The following is a 21257-nucleotide window of genomic DNA, read 5'->3' on the forward strand; positions in this document are numbered from 1 at the left end:
TTGCATCCCCGCAACCTGACGAGGCGGAACGGGTCGTGCAAGCCCGTTCTGGCTTGGAAAGAGCGCTGGGCGGGTAAAATTCGCGAAACGTCATGCGTTAATGAGGCGCAAGCTTGCATATTTCGACGTTGCCTCGCCGGTTCCATGCAATAGTGAAGAACGGCAAGAGGCTATGTTGCTGCGAATTTAGCGCCCCGTTCGGATTTCGGCGCGTAAGAAGGCCGCCATGAAACTCAAACCCTCCTATCTGGTGGCTGCCGCGGTCGTGATCGCGTTCGGTTTGTGGTTCGCATTGGGATCGGCCAGTGACGACCGCGACATCTATTCCGATCTGGAACAGCGAGACACTGCGGCGACGGCGGCGCTGCCGACCGTCATCGTGCGCCCGGTCACCGCCGAACGCCACCCGATCCGCTTGACGCAATATGGACGAACCGAACCCAACCGCCGCGTCGAGGTCAAGGCCAAGACGCCCGGATCGCTGGTTGCGACCCCAGTACGCGAAGGCGCGCGTGTCAACCGCGGCGATGTGATCTGCCGCCAGGACACGGATGCCCGCCAGGCCATGGTCGAGCAGGCCCGCGCCCAGCTGGACAAGGCCGAAGCCGACCTGACCGCCACGCAGGCGTTGGTCGAACGGGGCTTCCGCGCCCCGACTTCGCTGAATGGCGATCGGGCGGCCGTCGATGCGGCTCGCGCCTCCCTGAAACAGGCGCAGATCGAACTGGGCAACATCGTGCTGCGCGCGCCGTTTTCCGGCATCTATGAAGAGCGCCTGGCCGAGATCGGCGACTATCTGTCGCCGGGCCAGCCTTGCGCCGCCATCGTCGAGCTCGACCCGCTGGTACTGGAAGCCGAACTGACCGAGACACAGGTCGGCCAGGTGGAAATGGGGCAGGAGGTGCAAGTCCGGCTCGCGACCGGTCAGACCGTGGCCGGCACGGTCTCCTTCATCGAATCCGTCGCCAATCCGGCCACGCGCACCTTTCAGATGGAGACATCCCTGCCCAACGAGGATTACGCGTTGAAAGCGGGCGTGTCGGCGACCCTGTCACTGAAAATCGGCGAGGCGATGGCCAGCCTTGTGCCATCCGGCATCATGGCGCTGGACGATGACGGCAATGTCGGCGTGCGCTATCTGGACGCTTCTGACCGTGTGCGCTTCGCCAACATCCGGCAGATCGACGAAACGCGCGAAGGCCTGTGGGTGTCCGGCCTGCCGGAGCGCACCCGCATCATCATCGAGGGCCAGGATTACGTCTCCGTCGGAACCGAAGTCGATGCGCGGCTTGAAAGCGATGTGCGCGACGGGGCAGCGGTTGCCGGGCTGAGCACGCCGCCGCGGCTGGACTGACTCCCATGGAAAAGATCGTCGGATATGCCATCGATGCCTGGCGGGTGACGCTTGGCGTGATGCTCTTCATCGTCGTGGGCGGCCTGGTCGCGGTCAACCAGCTGCCGCTGGACGCCGAACCGGACATTCCCGTGCCCTTCGTCAATGTGCGCGTCGTGCTGCCCGGCGTGTCGCCCGACGACGCCGAACGCCTGCTAGTGCGCCCGCTGGAGACGGAGCTGAAGTCCATCGACGGGCTGAAGCAGATGGACGCGGTCGCGACCAACAATGCCGCCTATGTCATCCTGGAATTTACGCCGTCCTTCGATCAGGACCAGGCTGTGCTGGACGTGCAGGAAGCCGTGGACCGTGCCCGCGCCGAATTCCCCGAAGAGGCCAAGGAACCGGTCGTCGAGGAAATCGACACGTCGAGCACGCCGATCTTCGTCGTCAACCTGTTCGGCGACGTACCGGAACGCACCTTGCAGGACACGGCCAAGGAGCTGCAGCAGCGCATCGAGGGGATTCCGTCCATTCTGGGCGCGGACATATCCGGGGAACGCACCGACGTGCTGGAAGCCGTTGTCGACCCGACCTTGCTGGAATCGGCGGGCATCACATTCGACGAACTCGCTGCTGCCGTATCCCGCAACAATCAACTCATCACCGCCGGGTCGCTGGAAACGTCCAACGGACAGTTTAACGTCAAGCTGCCCGGCCTGATCGAGGATGCGGGCGATCTGGCCGAATTGGTCGTGCGTTCGGATGCGAGCGGTGCCGTGGTGCGCATGGACGACATTGCCGTCGTGCGCCGGACCTACAAGGACCCGCAAAGCTTCGCACGCTACAACAACAACAAGTCCGTCAGTTTGGAGATCAAGAAACGCACCGGCGAAAACATCCTGGAGACCATCACAGCCGTGCGCGGAGTCGTGGACGAATACAAAGCCAGCGAAGACTGGCCGGGGACGATCCAGGTCGAATACAGCCAGGACAAGTCGCGTTATATACTGGAAATGGTCCGCTCCCTGTCGAGCTCGATCATCAACGCCATCCTGCTGGTCTTCGTGGTCTGCCTGATCGCGCTGGGCCTGCGGTCCGCGCTGTTCGTCGGTTTCGCCATTCCAGGCAGTTTCCTGATCTCGCTCTTCATCATGTGGGTGCAGGGCGAGACGATCAACATGATGATCCTGTTCGGCCTGATCCTGTCGGTCGGCGTGCTGGTCGACAGCGCCATCGTCATCATCGAATATGCGGACCGCAAACTGGCCGAAGGGCTCGGCGCGAAGGAGGCCTACAAGATGGCCGGCCAACGCATGTTCTGGCCGATCATCAGTTCGACCGCGACAACCTTGGCCGCCTTCGCGCCGCTGCTGTTCTGGGAAACGATCACCGGCAAGTTCATGGCCTATTTCCCGCTGACCATGATCTACGTGCTATCAGCTTCGGTCCTGATGGCGCTGATCTTCCTGCCCACGATCGGGGCAGTGTTGGGCAATCTGCGAGAACGCCTGTTCAAAGGGCCGCCCAAGGACGTTTCAGACCAGGCTTTGGCATTGGCGGGCGAAGGCGGCGATCCTGCCAAGTTGACCGGCCTGACAGGCATCTATGTCCGTCTGGTGAAGTCGCTGATCCGGTTCCCGCTGCTCGTTCTCGGTGCGGTCATCTTGCTTTGCGCCGTGATCACTTTCGCCTTCGGCCGGTCCATGGCCGGTCCGCCGCCCAAGCCGGTGGAATTCTTCACCCAGACCCCGTCCGACCAGGTCTATGCCTTCATCCGTGCGCGCGGCAATTCCACGCCCGAAGCCAAGCTGGACCTGGCGCTCGAAGTCGAACGCCGGATCACCGAGGCCCGGATCGAGGGCATTGAAGGCGTTTATGCCGTGGCCGGCGCGATTGGCGGCGGCGGGGCGCAGATGGACGGTCTGGCCGATGAACCGGGCGATGCCGTCGTGAAGGTCTTCTTCCAGCTGGAGGATTTCTCCGACCGCCGCGGCGTGATGGAAATCATCGAGGATATCCGCCTCGCCGTGGCCGACATGCCCGGCGTCATTCCCGAAGTGACAGCCGCCGGCAATGGTCCGCCGATCGGCAAGGATATCGGGATCGAATTTTCCGGCCGCGACCGCCTGGCCGTCGCCGAGGCGACGCGTCTGGCGGAGAGCTATCTGCAGCAGATGAACGGCGTCATCGATATCGAGACCACCCTGCCCCTGCCCGGTGTCGAATGGCAGCTGGACGTGGACCGCGAAGAAACCGGCCGGCTTGGCCTGGACATCAACCGCATCGGCCAGACGGTCCAGTTCGTCACGGAAGGCGCGCTGGTCGGTTATTTTCGCCCGCTCGACAATGACGAGGAAGTCGATATCCGCATCCGCCTGCCCGAAAGCGCGCGCGACATCCGCGCTCTCGACGAGCTTCGCATCCAGACACCCAGCGGCGCCATTCCGCTAGCGTCCGTCGTGGAGCGCACCGCCCGTCCGCGCGAGGACAGCATCACCCGCCGCAATCAGGCGGCCGTCTACGAGGTCAAAGCCAACACGGCCGACGGCTTCGCCCCGAACGTGCAGGTCGAGGCGCTGCGCCAATGGCTGGACGACGAGGCCGTGTTGCCTGACGAAGTCGACTGGCGCTTCCTCGGGCAGCAGGAGGAGAACGCAGAGGCGGCCTCTTTCTTCATTGCTGCGTTGGCCGCGATCCTGTTCATGATGAGCGTGATCCTGCTGCTGCAGTTCAACAGCTTCTACCACGTATTCTTGACGCTTTCCGCAGTCATCCTATCTGTCTTCGGCGTGCTACTGGGCCTGACCTTCTATCCCTATGTTTCCATGGTGCTAACCCTGACCGGCGTGATCGCCCTGATGGGGATCGTCGTGAACAACAACATCGTTCTGATCGACACGTATCAGCGCTTGCTGGAACGTGGCTCCGACCCCGTGGATGCCGCCATTCGGACGGCGGCGCAGCGCTTGCGGCCTGTCGTGCTGACGACGGTCACGACCGTGGTCGGGCTGATGCCGCTGGTGATCGGTTTCGACGCCGACGTCACGACCGGCCGGTTCGACCCCAGAGGGTCCGGCACGTCGGACATCTGGAAACCGCTCTCTTACGCGCTGGTCTGCGGTCTGTCCTTTGCGACCGTTCTGACCCTGTTCCTGACGCCGGTCCTGCTCTCCGCCCCCTATGTCTGGAGCGGAAGGATCAAACGCTGGAGACAGGGCAAGCGGAGTGACGCCGCCATGGTCCCGGCCGAATAGCACCCCGGCCTATTCAGACGTTCGTTCGGGCGAGAAGATCACCGTGCTCTGCGTGCCTCCGCCGACGAGTGACCGGCGGATCTGCCAGCGGTCATCCGAAAACGACACCGATAACGCCCCATCGTCCGAATCCGTAGCCGGCAAGGGCGGCAACCGTTCGAACGAGACGGATAGAACCGGATTGTCCGCATCGCCCAGCAAAAGCTCCGCACGGACTTCATAGGTGCCCAGCGGCATGACGGAGCTGGCGATATAGGTCCACCGTCCGTCCGCACCGACGCGCGTTTCCCCGATCGCCGCATCGGATGCGTAAAGCCTGACCCGCCCCGCCCGCTCCGACAGGCCGGAAAAGATCACCCCTCCCGCATCGTCATAGTCGACAGCGCCGATCGACAAGGGTCCAGCTGCGGGGAGTCCGCCAAAAGGACTGCTGACGATCATGGTTGGAGCACCGGGCGCGCCGACCATGATCAGCGCCCGCGCCGGTTCATTCTCGCCGACCATCGGGGCCGGGTTCTGGATGCGGAAAATGGTTTCGACGCCCCGGATGCGGGTAACGCCCGCAGCCTCCGGCTCCAACGGATCGGTTGGGCCCATATCGGACATGACGGCTTCGACAGCCATGCCCGGTCCCGATATGTCGATCATGGCCGACCAGACACCTTGCGGGGTCGTCCGCACTTGCGATATCGGCTCGCCCCGGTCCTGCAGGGCGATGGTCGACCCGGGTTCGGCGACACCGGAGAGCCGCAACATCGCTTGGCCATTGGCCCGCGTTTCCGAAACCTGGGTGAAGGTCACTGGCGTCAGCGAGGCCGCGACGGACTCCCCGTCCGGATCGTCCTCCGCATCCGACGCCGACAGCCGTCCGCTCAGACTGGCGCCGGCGAACATGAGCAGGGCCAAAGCCAGACCCCCGCCGATCATTCCTGCGATGCGTGTTCGTTTCATCTGCATCCCTGCGCAATTGGCTCTTGGCTCCGCGCCAACATCCTTTAGGGACGCTGACGGTCTGCGTCGCATGCACGAGCAATGCCTGCGAGCGGCCACAAAGATAAGCGGAGATGACAGAATGGCCAAGGCTTCCCTGACGCTTGCCCCGACGCTCGCCCCGACGCTCGATTGCGTGGCCGTATTCTGCGGATCGTCGCCAGGCCGCGATCCGCGCCACCTGGCGCTCGCCAAGGCTCTCGGCAATGCGATCGCAGAGCGTGGATTGCGGCTCGTTTACGGCGGCGGCGGGCTCGGCCTGATGGGCGCAGTGGCCCGGGCCGCCCACGCGAACGGCGCCCCCGTACTGGGTATCATTCCGGACGTGTTGCGCGAGGCGGAAGCGTTGCTGCCAAACATCGAACACGACATCGTGCCCGATATGCACACACGCAAGATCAGGATGTATGCCAAAGCGGACGCCTTCATCATTCTGCCGGGCGGCATCGGCACTCTTGAAGAGGCCGTGGAAGTCCTGTCTTGGCAGCGGCTCAACCTGCACGAAAAGCCGATCCTCTTCCTGTCGGACGCCGGCTATTGGGACGGCTTGGTCCGCGAGTTCCGCAACATCATCGATGAAGGCTTCGCCGCACCGCAAATGGCCGACGACATCCTGCAGGCGACCAAGGTCGATCAGGCCTTCGAACTCATCGCCGAGCGGATCGCCAACCCTCTGGCCCGCCAACCTCTGACGCTGCGCGATGTAAGTGTCGAAGACCTCGCCTAACGCCTTGTTTACCGGATTGACCGATCACGGCTTCGTTGACCGGTGGTGCCTGGACCCGTTAGGCCGGGACCGATACGCATCGCGCGACGGAAGATCGGATGCTTTCGCTTGGGACGCTCCGCGATATTCGAAGATACGGCCCGCAGGCAGCGGGTTCGGAATGTGGGGACGCGCTTGACCGACCGGATCGCAATCATGGCCGTGGCCGCGCTTTGCCTGCACGGCCCTCACGCATTCGCTCAGCAGGAAGTCGCCGCCGCTTCCGCCGACAGCCCGGATCGTCAGACCAAGCTGGAAAGCTACACTTCCGACTTTTTCACGCAATTTCAGCCACAAACCGCGCTGGACATGGTGGACCGGATTCCGGGTTTCACTTTGCGGAGCGGTGCTTCGGAACGCGGCTTCGGCGATGCCGACACGAATTTCCTGATCAATGGCCGCCGCCCGTCCACCAAGAGCCAGAGCGCGCAGGACATCCTGTCGCGCATACCGTTCGATACGGTCAAACGCATCGAGATGCTGGACGGCGACGCGCTCGACATTCCAGGCTTGTCGGGACAGGTCGTCAACATCGTCGCTCGCGCCGTTGATCTGTCTGGACAATGGCGCTATGCCGCCCGTTTCGAGCACGGCACGGAGCCGCAATTGCTGGAAGGCGAAGTGACGCTGGCGAGCACACGCGGCGATGTTGGCTTTTCCCTAGCGCTGGAGTCCGGACAGTTCCTGCGCACCGAGGACAGCGAGGAGCAGTTCTTCGACGGGGCGGGTGGCGTGCTCGAGGATCGCATCGAAGATATCTATATCCGCAACGGCGGACCCAGTGCCGCCGCAACTCTGACCTGGACGCCGGAGGACGGATGGTTCGCCGGTCATGTCGCCAACATCAATCTCTCCGGCGAAATCGAAAATGACAATAGCGGGGTCCGCGAGATCTTCGTCGCGCGCGGTCCGGGCCGGATTTCAGGCGATAGTTTCGCCGATAACGGATCGGATGAATTCGAGGTCGAGGTCGGGGCCGACTACGCCTTCCCGCTAAACGTCTTCGGGCTGGATGGGCAGCTGAAATTGATCGGTCTGAACCGGATCGAAGACGAAAATGCGGAGACGGTCTTCGTCAACGCCTTGTCGGGTCAAGGCGCGGTCCGTACGGCTTTCGCCGAAGATGTGAAAGAGGGCGAGACCATCGCTCGCACGGAATACGGTTTCGCCGTCGGACAATCCCATGATGTTCAGTTGGCTCTGGAATATGCCTTCAACTTCCTGGAGTCGGACACGCGTTTCGAGAACAATTTCGTCGCGCCTTTGCTGGATGAGGTCCGCGTCGAGGAGGATCGTGTCAATGCCCGCATCACCGATAGCTGGCAAGTCGGGCCGGACCTGTCCGTTCAAGCCTCCGTCGGCGCGGAATATTCCAGCCTGCAAGTCGTCGATCCGCGTAGCCAGGCCCGTACCTTCTTCAGGCCCAAAGGCTTGGCCGCGGTCAGCTACAAGCTCTCGAACCGCTATGCCGTGCGTGCCCGCGCCGAACGCAGCGTCGGACAACTCAATTTCGGAACGTTCGTGTCGGACCGCAGCCTGGCCGACGATGTCGTCACGGGCGGAAATGCGCAGATAAAACCGTCGCAAAGCTGGGACTTGTCGGTGGAATTCGAACGCACCGATGACAGGCTTCTCTCGGGACGGCTCCGCCCCTATCTGGAACTGATCGAGGATCCGATCGACCGTGTGTTGCTCGGCACTGGCGTCGAAGGGCCGGGCAATCTGGACAGCGCCAAGCGATACGGCATCGAAGCGAATGCAACACTCCTGTTCGATACGATCGGCGCACCGGGTCTTCGGTTCGAACTGTCGGGAGGCGTCGGTGACTCCGAGATCGAGGACCCTTTGACCGGCGAGGTCCGTCAGCTGAACAATAACGAGGAGTACAGCTACAATCTGTTCGCCCGCTACGACCGGCCCGGGTGGGACATCGCTCTGTTCGGGCGGGTCCGGAACGATGAGTCCAGCCCCTTCTTCCGCCTGGACGAAATCCGCATCATCGATGTCGAACGGCCTTTCCTGACGCTGGGCCTGCTCCACAAGGACTTTTTCGGCATGCAGCTGGAAGTGACCGGCACCAACCTGCTGGATAGTTCGGTCATCCGCGAACGGCAGCGTTTCCAGACCGGCGACCGCCGTCTCGGTCCGCTGACCTTCGTGGAGCGGTTCGACCGGCAACGCGGACCCCGTCTTTCGCTAGTCCTGACGGATACGTTCTAGATCGGTCTTCAGTCGCTGCGAAGGCGCGAGTAGACCACGTGGTCGGCCCATTGCCCGTTGATGCGCAACAAGCCTCGGGCTGTGCCTTCATGAGCGAAACCGTTGGCTTCCAGCACCCGGATGGAGGCCGCATTGTCCGGCTGGACGGCGGCTTCGATGCGGTGAAGCGCCAGCGTGTCGAAGGCGAACGCGCTCAGGGCTTTCACCGCCGCCCGCGCATAGCCGCGATTGATGTGCGCGCGCGACACCCAATAGCCGAGCTTGGCGGATTGCGCCGCTGCGCGTTCGACGTGTGTCAGGTTCGCCGCGCCGATCAGCGCCTGCGTGTCGGACCGCACGATGTGGAACGGATAGGCCCGGTCTGACGCGACCAGCTTCTTGAACCGCGACAGGCGCAGGCGGTAGCTCGCCCGAGACAGATGGCCATCCAGCCATTCCGGCTCCCACGGACGCAGATAATCCGCATCGCGGCGCCTGATTTCGGCCCAGGTTTCAAAATCCGACCAGCGCGGATGGCGCAGAAGCAACATCGCCCCTGCGCCAGGCACGGCGATCTCGGTGGCGGTCGTGACGCGGCGCGACGGCTGGATCAGCGCCACGACAGGCGTCCGGCCCGGTGGTGCAACATGGCGTAGATCACCAGCAGGATGATCGCGAACGACCACCAGGTCAGCATGTAGCTGACATGATTGTTCGCGATCTCGGGGCGGCGGACCGGCAAGGCGGCCGCGTCGGTCACGACGGGATCGAGTTCGACATAAAGGTCCGTTCCAGCCATCCAAGCGCCATCCGGATTGACGGCGAACCAGCGATTGAGCGCCGGGCTATGGTCCGGCCCGATCCATTCGGCGATCCCCCCCATCGGATGGATGCGGCGGACATATCCCGCGCGCGAGCCTGTCATGGCCGGCAATCCGACCGTGTCCTTTTCGTGGTCGTCAAAGGTGCGAAAGCCCACCAGCGCCTCTGTTCCGTCCGCGACTACTCGACGGAATGGCCGCCACTGGATCGAACCTAGCGGTTCATAGACATGCCAGGCCGGGCCGACGGCTTCGCCTTCGATCCGGATGCGGCGGAAATCGACCGGGGCTTCCAGCGGCAGAGCGTCGAGCGACGCGATCCCGTCCAGCGGCGGGGCGGTCACGGCGGCTTCGATCTCCGCCAGTACGCCGGTCTTCCATTGCCAGCGATGATATTGCCAGATGCCCAGCCCGATCAGAATCGGCAGGCAGAACAGCACTGCACTTGTCAGTCCGGGCATGGGGCGGAAACGCAACGCCATATCAGCTCTTGCCTTGGAAACGCTGTTCCCGCGCCGCCCGCCGCCATTGCTGGGTGAACATCGCGCCGCGCAGCCACCGCAACAGCAGCACGGACACGACCACGATGACCGGAATGAAAATGCCGAGCGACAGCCAACTCGGCCATCCTGCAACGACGCTCAGCAGGACCGGCAACGGCACAATGAAAATGCCGACGATGAAGATGACAAAAATGGCCGGGCCGTCGCCCGTATCTTCAAGACGGCTGAAATCGGCGCCGCAAGCTTCGCAGCGGTCTCGGAACTTCAATACTCCAGCGAAAAGGCGCCCGCGGCCGCAGACTGGACAGCGGGCCACCGTCCGTTAGACGAAGGCGACGTAGATGAAGGCGAAGAGGAATAGCCAGACCACGTCCACGAAGTGCCAATACCAAGCGGCGGCTTCGAGGCCGAAATGCTTCTCAGGACTCATGCCGCCATTCATCAGGCGCGCCCACATGGCGAACAGGAAGATTGCGCCGATCAGGACGTGCAAACCGTGAAAGCCCGTCGCCATGAAGAAAGCGGAGCCGTACACGTTGGTCGAGAGCCAGAAGGTCCCGTTCATGCCGTCTTCCAGACGGTAATGGAACAAGTGCGTGTATTCGTAGGCCATGACGGCCAGGAACAGCACGCCGAGCGCCACGGTCAGGCCGATGCCCCACTTGGCGCCTTTGCGGTCGCCATGGACGAGCGCGTGGTGGCCCCAGGTCACGGTCGTCCCGGACAGAAGCAGGATCAGCGTGTTCATCAGCGGCAGATGCCACGGATCGACTGTCTCGATGGAGGGCGGCGGCCAGGAGGCATAGCTTTCGGGGTTTTCGAGAATGTCGGGGTTCCAGCCGGCACGGAACTTATGGAACAGGCCGAGCTCGAAGAACATCCAGAACCAGCCGACGAAGAACATGGCTTCCTGCATGATGAACATGATCATGCCGTAGCGCAGGCCCAGATCGATGACGGGCGTGTGTTCGCCGCGCGCGCTCTCGGCGGCGACGTCGCGCCACCAGCCATACATGACATAGGCCGCCATCAGCGTGCCGATCAGCAGGATGATCCAGCCGCCGCCGGAGCCGTCGCGGCCCTGGATCGTGTCCAGACCGCGCGCGAAGAAGAATTCCATCATCGCGCCGTCGCCGCTGCGCGGCACAAGTCCGGTGAAGAACACCACCATGCCCAGGCCCCAGACCAGGGCGGCGATCCCGGCGAAGAAGGGCCAGGGGCTGGGCGGAAGGATGTGATAGTCGTGTTCGACGGCACCGGCCATGAGCGGTATTTCCTCAGGGGGTCCGCGCACGGAGCGGCGGACGGATTCTTATCTCAGCCGCCTATACCGTCGGCCTTGCCGCTTCGCAACAGCGCGGGCGGCGGCGGGTCGCGTTCTAGGGCAACGCCTGGACGGTCGCGGCGGCGGCTTCCGCCTCCTCCGGCTGGTCCTCGGCGACGAAGAAGGTATAGCTCAGCACTACGTCGCGCACATCGTCATGGCGCTCGCTTCCATCCATTTCCGGATCAACGAAAAACAGCACCGGCATGGTCATTTCCTCACCCGGCTGCAGTGTCTGATCGGTAAAGCAGAAGCACTCCGTCTTGACGAACCAAGGCGCGGCCTTGACCGGCGTGACATTGAAAGTGGCCACGCCCGTCACGGGACGGTCGGACATGTTCTTGGCCGTGTAGAAGGCCAGGCCCGTCTGGCCCAGCTTGACCTCCATGGAGCGCTGCACGGGCTCGAACTTCCACGGCAGGTCGGGACTGACATTGGTGTCGAAATTCACCGTCACCGAGCGGTCCAGCACCACGGACAGATTGTCTTCGTTCATGGCCAGCACGGGCGTGCCGCCGAAACCGGTAATACGGCAGAATGTGTCGTAGAGCGTCTTGGAGAAGAAGCCGAGCGACAGCATGCCGATGGCGATCGTCGCGAGCAGAATCTTGGTCTTGATGTTCCGTGTCATCTCTTGGGTCGTTTCCTTTTTCAAACGGGGCTTCGCATGACGACGGAGGCTGCGACCAGCACCATGAAGCCGACCAATCCCACGGCGATGGCGATGTTGCGTAACGTGCGGGCGCGGATCTCCTCGCGTGACGGTTCGGCGAAATCCTTCGGGCTGTTCCTGTATTCGGGCATGGTCCTCAGGCTCCCATGACAAGCAGGTGATCGACCGTCAGCATGCCGAATATGGCGAACAGATACAGGATCGAATAGGCGAAAAGGTTGCGCGCCGCTTGGTTGCCGCTTCGCACCGCATATAACGCACCCGCATCCGCATCGGAAGGCTTGTCCCCTGCTTGTGACCGGAAGACCCGCCAAGCCAAGCCGACGAAAACGGCGCCCAGGCCGACGGCCGCGACGCCGTAGAGCGTCCCGCCCAATCCCGTCCACCACGGCAGCAGCGTCAGGCCGAACAATAGCAGGCTGTAGACCAGGATTTCCGTGCGCGTACGCGCCGCCCCCTTGACGTTGGGCATCATCGGAATGCCGACCCGGCCGTAATCTGTCTGCTTGTAGAGAGCGAGCGCCCAGAAATGCGGCGGTGTCCAGAAGAAGATGATGAGGAACAGGAGGGCGCTGTCCAGCGTCACCGTCCCCGTGACGGCCGCATAGGCGACCATGGGCGGGAACGCCCCGGCCGCCCCGCCGATGACGATATTCTGCGGCGTGCTGCGTTTCAGCCACATGGTATAGATGACCAGATAGAAGAAGATGGTGAAGGCCAGCAGCGCCGCCGCGACCCCGTTGGTCGCCACGAGCAGCAGCCAGACGGCCGCGCCTGACATGACCATGCCGAAACCCAGCGCCGCACGCGGTGGCAGTACGCCCTTGGGAATGGGCCGCTGCGACGTGCGGGCCATCGCCCCATCGATATCGGCGTCGTACCACATGTTGAGCGCACCGGACGCCCCCGCGCCGAGCGCGATGCAGAAAATGGCGATCAGGGCGGAGCCCCAACCGATCGAAACGGACAGCGAACCAGGCGCGAGCAGCAGACCGCAAATGGCGGTGAACACGACCAGGCTCATCACGCGCGGTTTCATCAAGGCGAAATAGTCGCCCGGCCCGGCCGTCGAGAGGCCCGCGCCTGCCGGCTTTGCGCTGCCCGGAAGGGCAGATGTTGAAAAGGCCGCGGTCGTATCCGACGCGGCCCCTTCGGTGTTATGAGCGGATGTAGAGCTCACCGGACCGTCAGGCGCTGTCGCCCTCGCGACGGGCATAGGCCTCGTCCACTTCCTCGTGCGGATCGCTGTCCCCGGCATCGATGCGCGGAAGCACGCTGAACTGGTGATAGGGCGGCGGGCTGGAAATGGTCCATTCCAGCGTCGTGGCACCCTCGCCCCAATAATTGTTTCCGACGCGGCGCTTGTTGCGCATCAGGAACGCCTCGATCAGCACGACGAAGAAGACAGCGACCGAGGCCAGCGTGATCCAAGCGCCCCAGGAACTGACCATGTTCCAGAACTCGAACTCGACCGGATAGTCGATGTAACGGCGCGGCATGGAGTTCAGGCCGAGGAAGTGCTGCGGGAAGAAGATCACGTTCACGCCGATGAAGAACAGCCAGAAGTGCAGCCGGGCCAGGAAGCCGTTGTAATGATGCCCGAACATCTTGCCGTACCAGTAATACCAGCCCGCGAAGATGCCGAACACGGCCCCCATGGAAAGGACGTAGTGGAAGTGTGCGACGACATAGTAGGTGTCGTGCAGATAGGTCGTGACCCCGGCATTGGCGAGCATCACGCCCGTCACGCCGCCGACGACGAACAGGATGATGAAGCCGATGGCCCAGAGCATCGGCACGGTGAACCGGATTGACCCGCCCCACATGGTGGCGAGCCAGGAGAAGACCTTCACCCCCGTCGGCACCGCGATGACGAGTGTCGCCAGCACGAAATAGGCCTTCACGTTCACATCCATGCCGACCGTGTACATGTGGTGCGCCCAGACGACGAAGCCGACCACGCCGATCGCGACCATGGCGTAGGCCATGCCCAGATAGCCGAAGATCGGCTTCTTGGAGAAGGTCGAGACGATGTGGGACACGATGCCGAAGGCCGGCAGGATCATGATATAGACTTCCGGATGGCCGAAGAACCAGAACAGGTGCTGGAACATCTGCGGATCGCCGCCTCTTGCGGGATCGAAGAACGCCGTGCCGCCCTCGATCCGGTCGGTCAGCAGCATGAACAGGGCAGCGGCCAGAACCGGCAGAGCCAGCAATAGCAGGAAGGCCGTGACCAGCATGGCCCAGGCGAAGAGCGGCATCTTGTGCATGGTCATGCCCGGCGCGCGCATGTTCAGGATCGTCGTGATGAAGTTGATCGCCCCGAAGATGGACGAGAAACCCGCCGCCAGAAGGCCGATGATGATGAAGTCGAAGGCCGGCCCGGGCGAGCCGGTCGTACTGAGCGGCGGATACATCACCCACGCCCCGCCGAAGCCGTTCCCTTCCGCCGCACCGGGCACGAAGAAACTGATCAACAGGCAGATCAGGGCCACCGGCAGCAGCCAGAAGGACAGGTTGTTCATGCGCGGGAACGCCATGTCGGGCGCGCCGATCATGATGGGAAGGAAATAGTTGCCGAATCCCCCGATCAGCGCCGGCATGACCATGAAGAAGATCATGATCAACCCGTGCATGGTCACGAACACCAGATATGTGTGTTCGCTGCTGAACACGTCGATGCCGGGGGTGGCCAGCTCCATCCGCATCATGAAGGAGAGGAACCCGCCAAGCAGGCCGGAAAAGATCCCGAAGATCAGATAGAGGATCCCGATATCCTTGTGGTTGGTGGAATAGAACCACCGCGCCCAGAAACCGGGCTTGTCGTCGGCGGGCGTGTGGACGACGGGAATGTCTGCACCAGGGATAGCAACCATTGTTCTTCTCTTACGTCTCTCTGGAACCTAATCGTTGGCCGACACGACGGCGCCGCCGCCATCGTTCAACTGCGCGAATTTGTCTTCCGGCTCGCCGCCCGCGGCGATGAAGCGGGCGAACTCCGCCTTGCTCACCGCCTTGACCTCGATCGGCATGTAATAGTGGCGGACACCGCAGATCTCCGAGCACTGGCCGTAATAGGTGCCTTCCTCGAAGACTTCGAACCAGGTCTCGTTGATGATGCCCGGCACGGCATCCATCTTGACGCCGAAGCTCGGCACGGCCCAGCTGTGCATGTTGTTCACGCTCGTCACCAGGACTTTGACCTTTGTACCGACGGGAACGACCAGCGGCGCGTCGGTCGCCAGCAGGTAGGGCTGACCGACTTCGCGCGCCTGCGTCTCGTCGAGCGGATTGGACACCCATTCCTCGACGTTTTCGTACTCCGGATAGGAATAAAGCCAGTTCCACGTATTGCCGACGACCTTCACCGTCATTTCCGTTTCGGGCAGCCGGTCCTGCTTGTAGAGCAGGTTCATGGACGGAATGGCGATGATGACCAGCAGGATCACCGGCACGACCGTCCAGACGATCTCGATCAGCGTGTTGTGCGAGGTCTTGGACGGCACAGGGTTCTTGCTCTCGCGGAAGCGGATCAGGATGTAGGCCATCAGCAAGAACACGAACAGCACGATCGCCGTGATGATGATCTGGACGAGGTTGTGCACCACGATCAGCTCTTCCATCACCGGCGTGGCGGCGTCCTGCAGGAACCAGCCCTTGGGCTCGGGTCCGAATTCGTTCAGGCCGCTCGGCGCGTCCTGGGCAAAAGCGGCAACGCCGGACAACGCGGCGACGAGGCCGGCTCCGATCGTGCTCGACATGGCGTTCAGCGCGCGCATGAAAATCCTCTTAAACTGCTGGGGGACGGTCGTTCCGATCGCCCGAGTGCCTATATAGCCATGACATGCGGCCGATCCGATGGTCCGTTTGGACGCGGATTGTCGCAGAGGGTCCTGGCCCTTTGGGCGGCTCTTATCGCGGCTTGTTGCCGGATGGAACCCCTGATACCGCCCATGGCCCGACCGGTCCGCATGCAGCGGGCCGAAAAGCCCGGCCGTCTCATGCGGTCAGACGCGCGAGAAGGACTTGAATGGCCGATTTCATCTTCGACGACAGCGATCTGGACGCGTCCGCCGCCCACCGTCTGCTGGACGCGACGCTGCGCGGCGCCGATGACGGCGAGCTGTTCGTGGAGCGTTCGGCCTCCGAGGCCCTGTCCTTCGACGACGGACGGCTGAAGACGGCCAGCTTCGATACGTCGCGGGGATTCGGCCTGCGCTGCGTGGCGGGCGAAGCGAGCGGTTTTGCGCAATCGACCGAACTGTCGCCTGCCTCGCTGCGGCGCGCGTCGGATGCCGTGCAGCTGGTCAAGCTCGGCCATGACGGCGTGATGAGCGAGCTGCCGCGGCGCACCAACAGGGCGCTTTATCCCGACATCGATCCCACCGAAGATCCCGGTTTCGCCGACAAGGTCGGGCTGCTGCAGCAGATCGACGGTTTCGTGCGCGCGCTCGATCCCGAAGTGGTGCAGGTCACGGTCACGCTGGCGGGATCGCGCCGGGCCATTGCCATTCTGAAACAGGACGGCGCGCGCATCAACGATGTCCGCCCGCTGGTGCGCCTGAACATCATGGTCGTGGCCGAGCGCAAGGGCCGACGCGAATCGGGCTATGTCGGCCTGGGCGGCCGACGCCCCTATGACGAAATCATCCAGCCCGAAACCTGGCAGCCCATGGCGCGTGAGGCGCTGCGCCAGGCCCAGGTGAATCTGGAGAGCGTGGACGCGCCCGCCGGCGTGTTCGACGTGGTGCTCGGTCCCGGCTGGCCGGGCGTGCTGCTGCACGAGGCGATGGGCCACGGGCTGGAAGGCGATTTCATCCGCAAGGGTACGAGCGCGTTCGCCGGACGGATGGGCGACCAGGTCGCGAGCCCTGGCGTGACCATCGTCGACGACGGCACCCTGCCCGGGATGCGCGGATCGCTGACGGTCGACGATGAAGGCACGCCGACGGACCGCACTGTCCTCATCGAGGACGGCAAGCTGGTCGGGTTCATGCAGGACCGCCTCAATGCCCGGCTGATGGGCGTCACGACGACCGGAAACGGCCGGCGCGAGTCCTTCGCCCACGCCCCCATGCCGCGCATGACCAACACCTTCATGCTGGGCGGCGACGTGCCGCAAGGACAGATGCTCGCCGAGCTGGAGGACGGCATCTACGCCTCGAATTTCGGCGGCGGGCAGGTCGACATTACGTCGGGCAAATTCGTCTTCCAATGCACGGAAGCCTACCGCGTGCGGAACGGGCGCATCGATGAACCCCTCAAAGGCGTCACCCTGATCGGCGACGGGCCGAAGGTGCTAGGCCAGATCCGCCATGTCGGCGACGATCTGGAACTCGATCCCGGCATCGGCGTGTGCGGCAAGGCCGGACAGGGCGTCCCCGTCGGCGTGGGGCAGCCGAGCCTCTATGTCGAGCAGCTCACGGTGGGCGGGACGGCGTAGGACCGATACTGGCCGCACAGGTTTGCGTCCCGCGTGCGGGTCTAAGATTGCCGGCGGCAATCGTCGCAAACCTCGTCGGTACGACGTTCGTCCCCAAGGATGAAAGGGTTGCCCTCGGCACCTCTCCAGCCCCTCGTCCTTTACCCGATATAACCATCCCTGGCGATAAGTGCCGGGAACGAACTTGTTCCAGGGCCGATTAGTCGCTCAGACCGAATTCGGCCCGGAAATCTCGCTCCGGTCCCAATTCCGTCGCTGGCCGCGCAAGCGCGTAGGTCAGCCTGTCGCCGTCCAGCGTGAACGTCCACACATTGGTGTTGGACACCGGGATGGCGTTTTCGGTGAAATTGGCCTTGGTCTGGGCATCGGCCGGAAAGGACTGCCGCATCTCCGTTCCGCCGGGCTGCGCCAGTCCGCCATATTGCGTCACCGCCGAGGGCGAACCGTCCGGCTCGACATGTTCGTGCCGGAAGAGAAGCCCGTCACCCGTCAGGCTCAACACCCAGGTTCGGGACTCGTCGTCGCCGACTGCAAGCGGCATGCGGATGACGTCGTCGGTGCAGGCGACGGGGCCGACGACCAGCCTCTGCCCAATCCAGTCCGCATCCACGGCCTGGTCGCTGATAACGCGGCCTTCGACCGTGCGGTCGCAGAGGGACTGCATGTTGGTGAAGAAAGCGACGTCATCGGCGTCGGTCGTCGGCGTGTCGCTACAGGCGGACAAGAATAGCAGGGGCACCAAAGCACTCGCTGCCGCTCGGGCGCTTCGCGCCGCGACAAAAGAACATCGTGCTCGCTGCGCTGCGCGCGTTGCCCTTTTGCCGGTGGGAGAGCGCAATGGCGAGAGTAAAGCTGTGACCATCACGTATCCACATCCGCATCCAACGCGTTGGAAATGATGAAGTCGCGGCGCGGCTCCACCACGTCGCCCATCAGCTTGGTGAATAGGTCATCCGACGCATCCGCGGCTTCGATTTTCACCTGCAACAGGCTCCGCGCATTGGCGTCGAGCGTGGTTTCCCAGAGCTGATCGGGGTTCATCTCTCCCAGGCCCTTATAGCGCTGGATCTTGAAGCCCTTGCGGCCGATGGCGAAAAGGGTTTCGAGCAGTTGCGCCGGGCCGTTGATCGCGACCGCGTCCTTGTCGCCTTGGCGGAACATCGCCGTGCCGTCGAAGGTCTCGCGCAAGCTCTCGCTCATCCGGTGCAGGCGACGGGCGTCGGACGAGTCCCGGAAGGCCGGTCGCAGGGCGTAGCGTTCCGTCACGCCGCGCACTTCGCGCTCGATCACCAGCGCGCTGTCCTCGTCATAGGCCGCGCTCCAGCCGTCCTCGCCTTCGTCGGCGATGCGGTCGAGCCGTTCCGCCGCGCCCGCGAGCAGGCTGTCATCGTCCTCGGTCGTTAGCACGCCACTGATCGCCAGCTGGGAGATGATGCTGTCCGGCGCGCGGTGCTTGAGCCGGTCGATCAGCGACTGCGCCTGCAAGGCCTCTTTGGCTACGCGCTTGAGATCCTCGCCCGACACAACCGCGCCCGAGGCCAGCTCCAACGTCGCGTCCTTCGCGCCCGCATCGATGAGGTAGTCGTCCAGCTCGCCCTGGTCCTTGATGTACTGCACGCTCTTGCCGCGCTCGACCTTGTAGAGCGGCGGCTGGGCGATATAGAGATAGCCGCGCTCGATCAGCTCCGGCATCTGGCGGTAGAAGAAGGTCAGAAGCAGCGTGCGGATATGCGCGCCGTCCACGTCGGCATCGGTCATGATGACGATCTTGTGGTAGCGCGCCTTGTCCGCGTTGAAATCCTCGCGCCCGATGCCCGTGCCGAGCGCGGTGATCATCGTGCCGATCTCCTGCGACGACAGCATCCGGTCGAACCGCGCGCGCTCCACATTGAGGATCTTGCCCTTGAGCGGCAGGATCGCCTGGTTCTGGCGGTCGCGCGCCTGCTTGGCCGATCCCCCGGCGGAGTCGCCCTCCACGATGAAGATCTCGGACAAAGCCGGATCGCGTTCCTGGCAGTCGGCCAGCTTGCCGGGCAGCGAGGCGATGTCCAGCGCGGATTTGCGCCGCGTCAGGTCGCGCGCCTTGCGCGCGGCTTCGCGGGCGGCGGCGGCCTCCACAATCTTCATGATTATCTGCTTGGCCGGCCCGGGATTTTCCTCGAACCAGTCCGACAGCGCCTCGCCCATGGCGGACTCCACCACGGGACGCACCTCGGAGGACACCAGCTTGTCCTTGGTCTGAGAGCTGAATTTCGGGTCCGGCACCTTGACCGACAGCACGCAGGTCAGCCCCTCGCGCGCATCGTCGCCGGAAATGGCGACCTTTTCCTTCTTGGCGATGCCCGACGTGGCGGCGTATTTGTTGATGGTGCGGGTCAGCGCGCCGCGGAAGCCCGCCACATGGGTGCCGCCATCGCGCTGCGGGATGTTGTTGGTGAACGCCCGGACATTCTCGTGATAGGAGTCGTTCCACCACAGGGCGGCCTCGACCGTGATGCCGTCAGCCTCCTTCTCGACCACGATAGGGGCGTCGATGACGGCGGACTTGTTGGCGTCCAGATGGCGCACGAAGGCTTCGATCCCGCCCTCGTAATAGAGCTGCGTGAAAATATGCTCTTCGGGGCGTTCATCCGTCAGCGTGATGTTCACGCCGGAATTGAGGAAAGCCAGCTCGCGCAGCCGCCGCTCCAGCGTGTCGCGGTCGAACTCCGTCATGGTGAAGGTGTCCTCGGACGGCATGAAGCGCACTTCGGTCCCGGTCAGCACCTTGGTCGAGCCATCGCGGCGCGTCTCCTCCGGCGCGTCGCCCACGATCTTGAGCGGGGAGACCGCGTCGCCATGGGCGAACTCCATCTCGTGGACCTTGCCGTCGCGCCAGATACGCAGGCGCAGCCAGACCGACAGGGCGTTGACGACCGACACGCCCACGCCGTGCAGCCCGCCGGAGACCTTGTAGCTGTTCTGGTCGAACTTCCCGCCCGCATGGAGCTGGGTCATGATGACTTCCGCGGCCGACACGCCCTCTTCGCCGTGGATCGCCACCGGAATGCCGCGCCCATTGTCGCGCACGCTGACCGAGCCGTCCGGATGCAGCGTGACCTCGACCTTGTCGGCATGCCCGGCGAGGCTCTCGTCGATGGAATTGTCCACGACTTCGTAAACCATGTGGTGCAACCCGGAGCCGTCATCCGTGTCCCCGATATACATGCCCGGACGCTTGCGCACGGCATCCAGGCCCTTGAGGACCTTGATGGAATCGGCGCCATATTCGGGCTGATCGGAAAAGGGTTGTGCGGGTTCGGACATGGGCAAGGGAATCAATGGTTTCGGTTCCATTTCATATAGGCGTGCGGGCCGGAAAATGCACGGGGAATGCTGTGGACGAAGAGCGGCCCCGACGCGCCGGAGCCCGCCCCTCTCCCCCGTCCCGGGCAAGGACGCGCCGACGGTGCAGAATCCATCCTCCGATCCTCTCTCCCTTTCCTGATCCCGGACTTGATCCGGGATTCATCTCCTGCCGTCTCGTCTGGCTGGAAGGGTCGGGCAATGGACCCCACGGGACCGCGCGAGGGCATCCCTGTCCGGGGTGAGGGGCTGATTGATCTTTAGGCATGTTTCATCGTGCGACCGGGCATCGGGGCCACGGCGGAGTTGCGTTTGTGCCGCGAAGGCGACACGAGGCGCGGGCTTTCGCTCCCAAAGGATTGAAAGCAAAGACACACCTATTTACGAGGGCGAAAGCCCGCGCGAGAAGCTTAGCCCGACATCGCCGCCCGGCGTGCGGCCCACCCCTGAGATCCACGGCCTCCCCCCGACCGCCGAACCTGGCGAGGCGGGGATCTTAAGCGCGCGCGGAGCCCAGGGACCAGCCACACGTCGGGACGAGACGTCGGAGGACGCGGACGGCTTGCGTAGATCCGTCCGCGACTCCACCCACCCGATCGG

General features: G+C 63.6%; 17 protein-coding genes. 5 read left to right on the forward strand and 12 right to left on the reverse strand.

Annotated features, from left to right (window positions below; translation table 11 throughout):
- Positions 1–226 precede the first annotated feature (226 nt).
- Positions 227–1354 carry an efflux RND transporter periplasmic adaptor subunit gene (locus tag Q0718_RS09350; RefSeq protein ID WP_298916805.1) on the forward strand — a complete coding sequence of 376 codons (1128 nt, stop codon included), beginning with the start codon at positions 227–229 and terminating at the stop codon, positions 1352–1354.
- A 5-nt stretch (positions 1355–1359) separates the two neighbouring features.
- Positions 1360–4590 (forward strand): efflux RND transporter permease subunit, encoded by a 3231-nt coding sequence (locus Q0718_RS09355; protein ID WP_298916808.1) that lies wholly within the window; start codon positions 1360–1362, stop codon positions 4588–4590.
- 9 nt (positions 4591–4599) lie between these two features.
- On the opposite strand, the gene Q0718_RS09360 is transcribed toward Q0718_RS09355, so the two are convergent.
- The gene (locus tag Q0718_RS09360; RefSeq protein WP_298916811.1) at positions 4600–5541 is read right to left on the reverse strand and encodes a hypothetical protein; all 942 of its coding nucleotides are present in this window, start codon (positions 5539–5541) and stop codon (positions 4600–4602) included.
- Positions 5542–5662: 121 nt separating this feature from the next.
- Here Q0718_RS09360 and Q0718_RS09365 point away from each other — a divergent pair, with 121 nt between their 5' ends.
- Together Q0718_RS09365 and Q0718_RS09370 are read left to right on the forward strand one after the other, a co-directional pair.
- Positions 5663–6307 carry a TIGR00730 family Rossman fold protein gene (locus Q0718_RS09365; RefSeq protein WP_298916814.1) on the forward strand — a complete coding sequence of 215 codons (645 nt, stop codon included), beginning with the start codon at positions 5663–5665 and terminating at the stop codon, positions 6305–6307.
- 174 nt (positions 6308–6481) lie between these two features.
- Entirely contained in the window at positions 6482–8566 is a 2085-nt protein-coding gene (locus Q0718_RS09370) for a TonB-dependent receptor (protein ID WP_298916817.1), read from the forward strand.
- A gap of 8 nt (positions 8567–8574) precedes the next feature.
- On the opposite strand, the gene Q0718_RS09375 is transcribed toward Q0718_RS09370, so the two are convergent.
- The 9 genes from Q0718_RS09375 to coxB all read right to left on the reverse strand — a co-directional run bounded on the left by Q0718_RS09375 (position 8575) and on the right by coxB (position 15648).
- Entirely contained in the window at positions 8575–9165 is a 591-nt protein-coding gene (locus tag Q0718_RS09375) for a GNAT family protein (protein WP_298916820.1), read from the reverse strand.
- Positions 9156–9848 carry an SURF1 family cytochrome oxidase biogenesis protein gene (locus tag Q0718_RS09380; RefSeq protein ID WP_298916823.1) on the reverse strand — a complete coding sequence of 231 codons (693 nt, stop codon included), beginning with the start codon at positions 9846–9848 and terminating at the stop codon, positions 9156–9158. Before Q0718_RS09380 ends, Q0718_RS09375 begins: the two co-directional genes overlap by 10 nt.
- 1 nt (position 9849) lies before the next feature.
- Complete coding sequence (locus Q0718_RS09385) at positions 9850–10137, reverse strand: DUF983 domain-containing protein (RefSeq protein ID WP_298916826.1); 288 nt, start codon at positions 10135–10137, stop codon at positions 9850–9852.
- 54 nt (positions 10138–10191) lie between these two features.
- Positions 10192–11133: a cytochrome c oxidase subunit 3 gene (locus tag Q0718_RS09390; protein WP_298916834.1), complete on the reverse strand. Its 942-nt coding sequence runs from the start codon at positions 11131–11133 to the stop codon at positions 10192–10194.
- A 115-nt stretch (positions 11134–11248) separates the two neighbouring features.
- Positions 11249–11848 (reverse strand): cytochrome c oxidase assembly protein, encoded by a 600-nt coding sequence (locus tag Q0718_RS09395; protein ID WP_298916837.1) that lies wholly within the window; start codon positions 11846–11848, stop codon positions 11249–11251.
- Positions 11845–11997: a hypothetical protein gene (locus tag Q0718_RS09400; protein WP_298916839.1), complete on the reverse strand. Its 153-nt coding sequence runs from the start codon at positions 11995–11997 to the stop codon at positions 11845–11847. Before Q0718_RS09400 ends, Q0718_RS09395 begins: the two co-directional genes overlap by 4 nt.
- 5 nt (positions 11998–12002) lie before the next feature.
- A complete protein-coding gene (cyoE, locus tag Q0718_RS09405; RefSeq protein ID WP_366523866.1) occupies positions 12003–12908 on the reverse strand; it encodes a heme o synthase in 906 nt (301 codons plus the stop codon).
- Between the two features lie 145 nt (positions 12909–13053).
- The gene (ctaD, locus tag Q0718_RS09410) at positions 13054–14745 is read right to left on the reverse strand and encodes a cytochrome c oxidase subunit I (protein WP_298916843.1); all 1692 of its coding nucleotides are present in this window, start codon (positions 14743–14745) and stop codon (positions 13054–13056) included.
- 27 nt (positions 14746–14772) lie between these two features.
- Positions 14773–15648: a cytochrome c oxidase subunit II gene (gene coxB, locus Q0718_RS09415; protein ID WP_298916846.1), complete on the reverse strand. Its 876-nt coding sequence runs from the start codon at positions 15646–15648 to the stop codon at positions 14773–14775.
- Positions 15649–15899: 251 nt separating this feature from the next.
- Here coxB and Q0718_RS09420 point away from each other — a divergent pair, with 251 nt between their 5' ends.
- On the forward strand, positions 15900–17312 hold the full coding sequence (locus tag Q0718_RS09420) for a metallopeptidase TldD-related protein (RefSeq protein ID WP_298916849.1): 1413 nt from the start codon (positions 15900–15902) through the stop codon (positions 17310–17312).
- A gap of 199 nt (positions 17313–17511) precedes the next feature.
- On the opposite strand, the gene Q0718_RS09425 is transcribed toward Q0718_RS09420, so the two are convergent.
- Positions 17512–18051 carry a hypothetical protein gene (locus Q0718_RS09425; protein ID WP_298916851.1) on the reverse strand — a complete coding sequence of 180 codons (540 nt, stop codon included), beginning with the start codon at positions 18049–18051 and terminating at the stop codon, positions 17512–17514.
- 122 nt (positions 18052–18173) lie between these two features.
- Positions 18174–20618: a DNA topoisomerase (ATP-hydrolyzing) subunit B gene (gyrB, locus tag Q0718_RS09430; protein ID WP_298916854.1), complete on the reverse strand. Its 2445-nt coding sequence runs from the start codon at positions 20616–20618 to the stop codon at positions 18174–18176.
- Positions 20619–21257: the final 639 nt, after the last annotated feature.

Origin of the sequence: uncultured Algimonas sp. (assembly GCF_947498175.1) — a bacterium.
GTDB lineage: Bacteria > Pseudomonadota > Alphaproteobacteria > Caulobacterales > Maricaulaceae > Litorimonas.

Coding starts and splice junctions, on each gene's coding strand:
- Q0718_RS09360 (WP_298916811.1), bottom strand. CDS start 5,541: ATGAAACGAACACGCATCGCAGGAATGATCGGCGGGGGTCTGGCTTTG.
- coxB (WP_298916846.1), bottom strand. CDS start 15,648: ATGCGCGCGCTGAACGCCATGTCGAGCACGATCGGAGCCGGCCTCGTC.
- ctaD (WP_298916843.1), bottom strand. CDS start 14,745: ATGGTTGCTATCCCTGGTGCAGACATTCCCGTCGTCCACACGCCCGCC.
- Q0718_RS09420 (WP_298916849.1), top strand. CDS start 15,900: ATGGCCGATTTCATCTTCGACGACAGCGATCTGGACGCGTCCGCCGCC.
- Q0718_RS09380 (WP_298916823.1), bottom strand. CDS start 9,848: ATGGCGTTGCGTTTCCGCCCCATGCCCGGACTGACAAGTGCAGTGCTG.
- Q0718_RS09400 (WP_298916839.1), bottom strand. CDS start 11,997: ATGCCCGAATACAGGAACAGCCCGAAGGATTTCGCCGAACCGTCACGC.
- Q0718_RS09390 (WP_298916834.1), bottom strand. CDS start 11,133: ATGGCCGGTGCCGTCGAACACGACTATCACATCCTTCCGCCCAGCCCC.
- Q0718_RS09355 (WP_298916808.1), top strand. CDS start 1,360: ATGGAAAAGATCGTCGGATATGCCATCGATGCCTGGCGGGTGACGCTT.
- Q0718_RS09350 (WP_298916805.1), top strand. CDS start 227: ATGAAACTCAAACCCTCCTATCTGGTGGCTGCCGCGGTCGTGATCGCG.
- Q0718_RS09365 (WP_298916814.1), top strand. CDS start 5,663: ATGGCCAAGGCTTCCCTGACGCTTGCCCCGACGCTCGCCCCGACGCTC.
- gyrB (WP_298916854.1), bottom strand. CDS start 20,618: ATGTCCGAACCCGCACAACCCTTTTCCGATCAGCCCGAATATGGCGCC.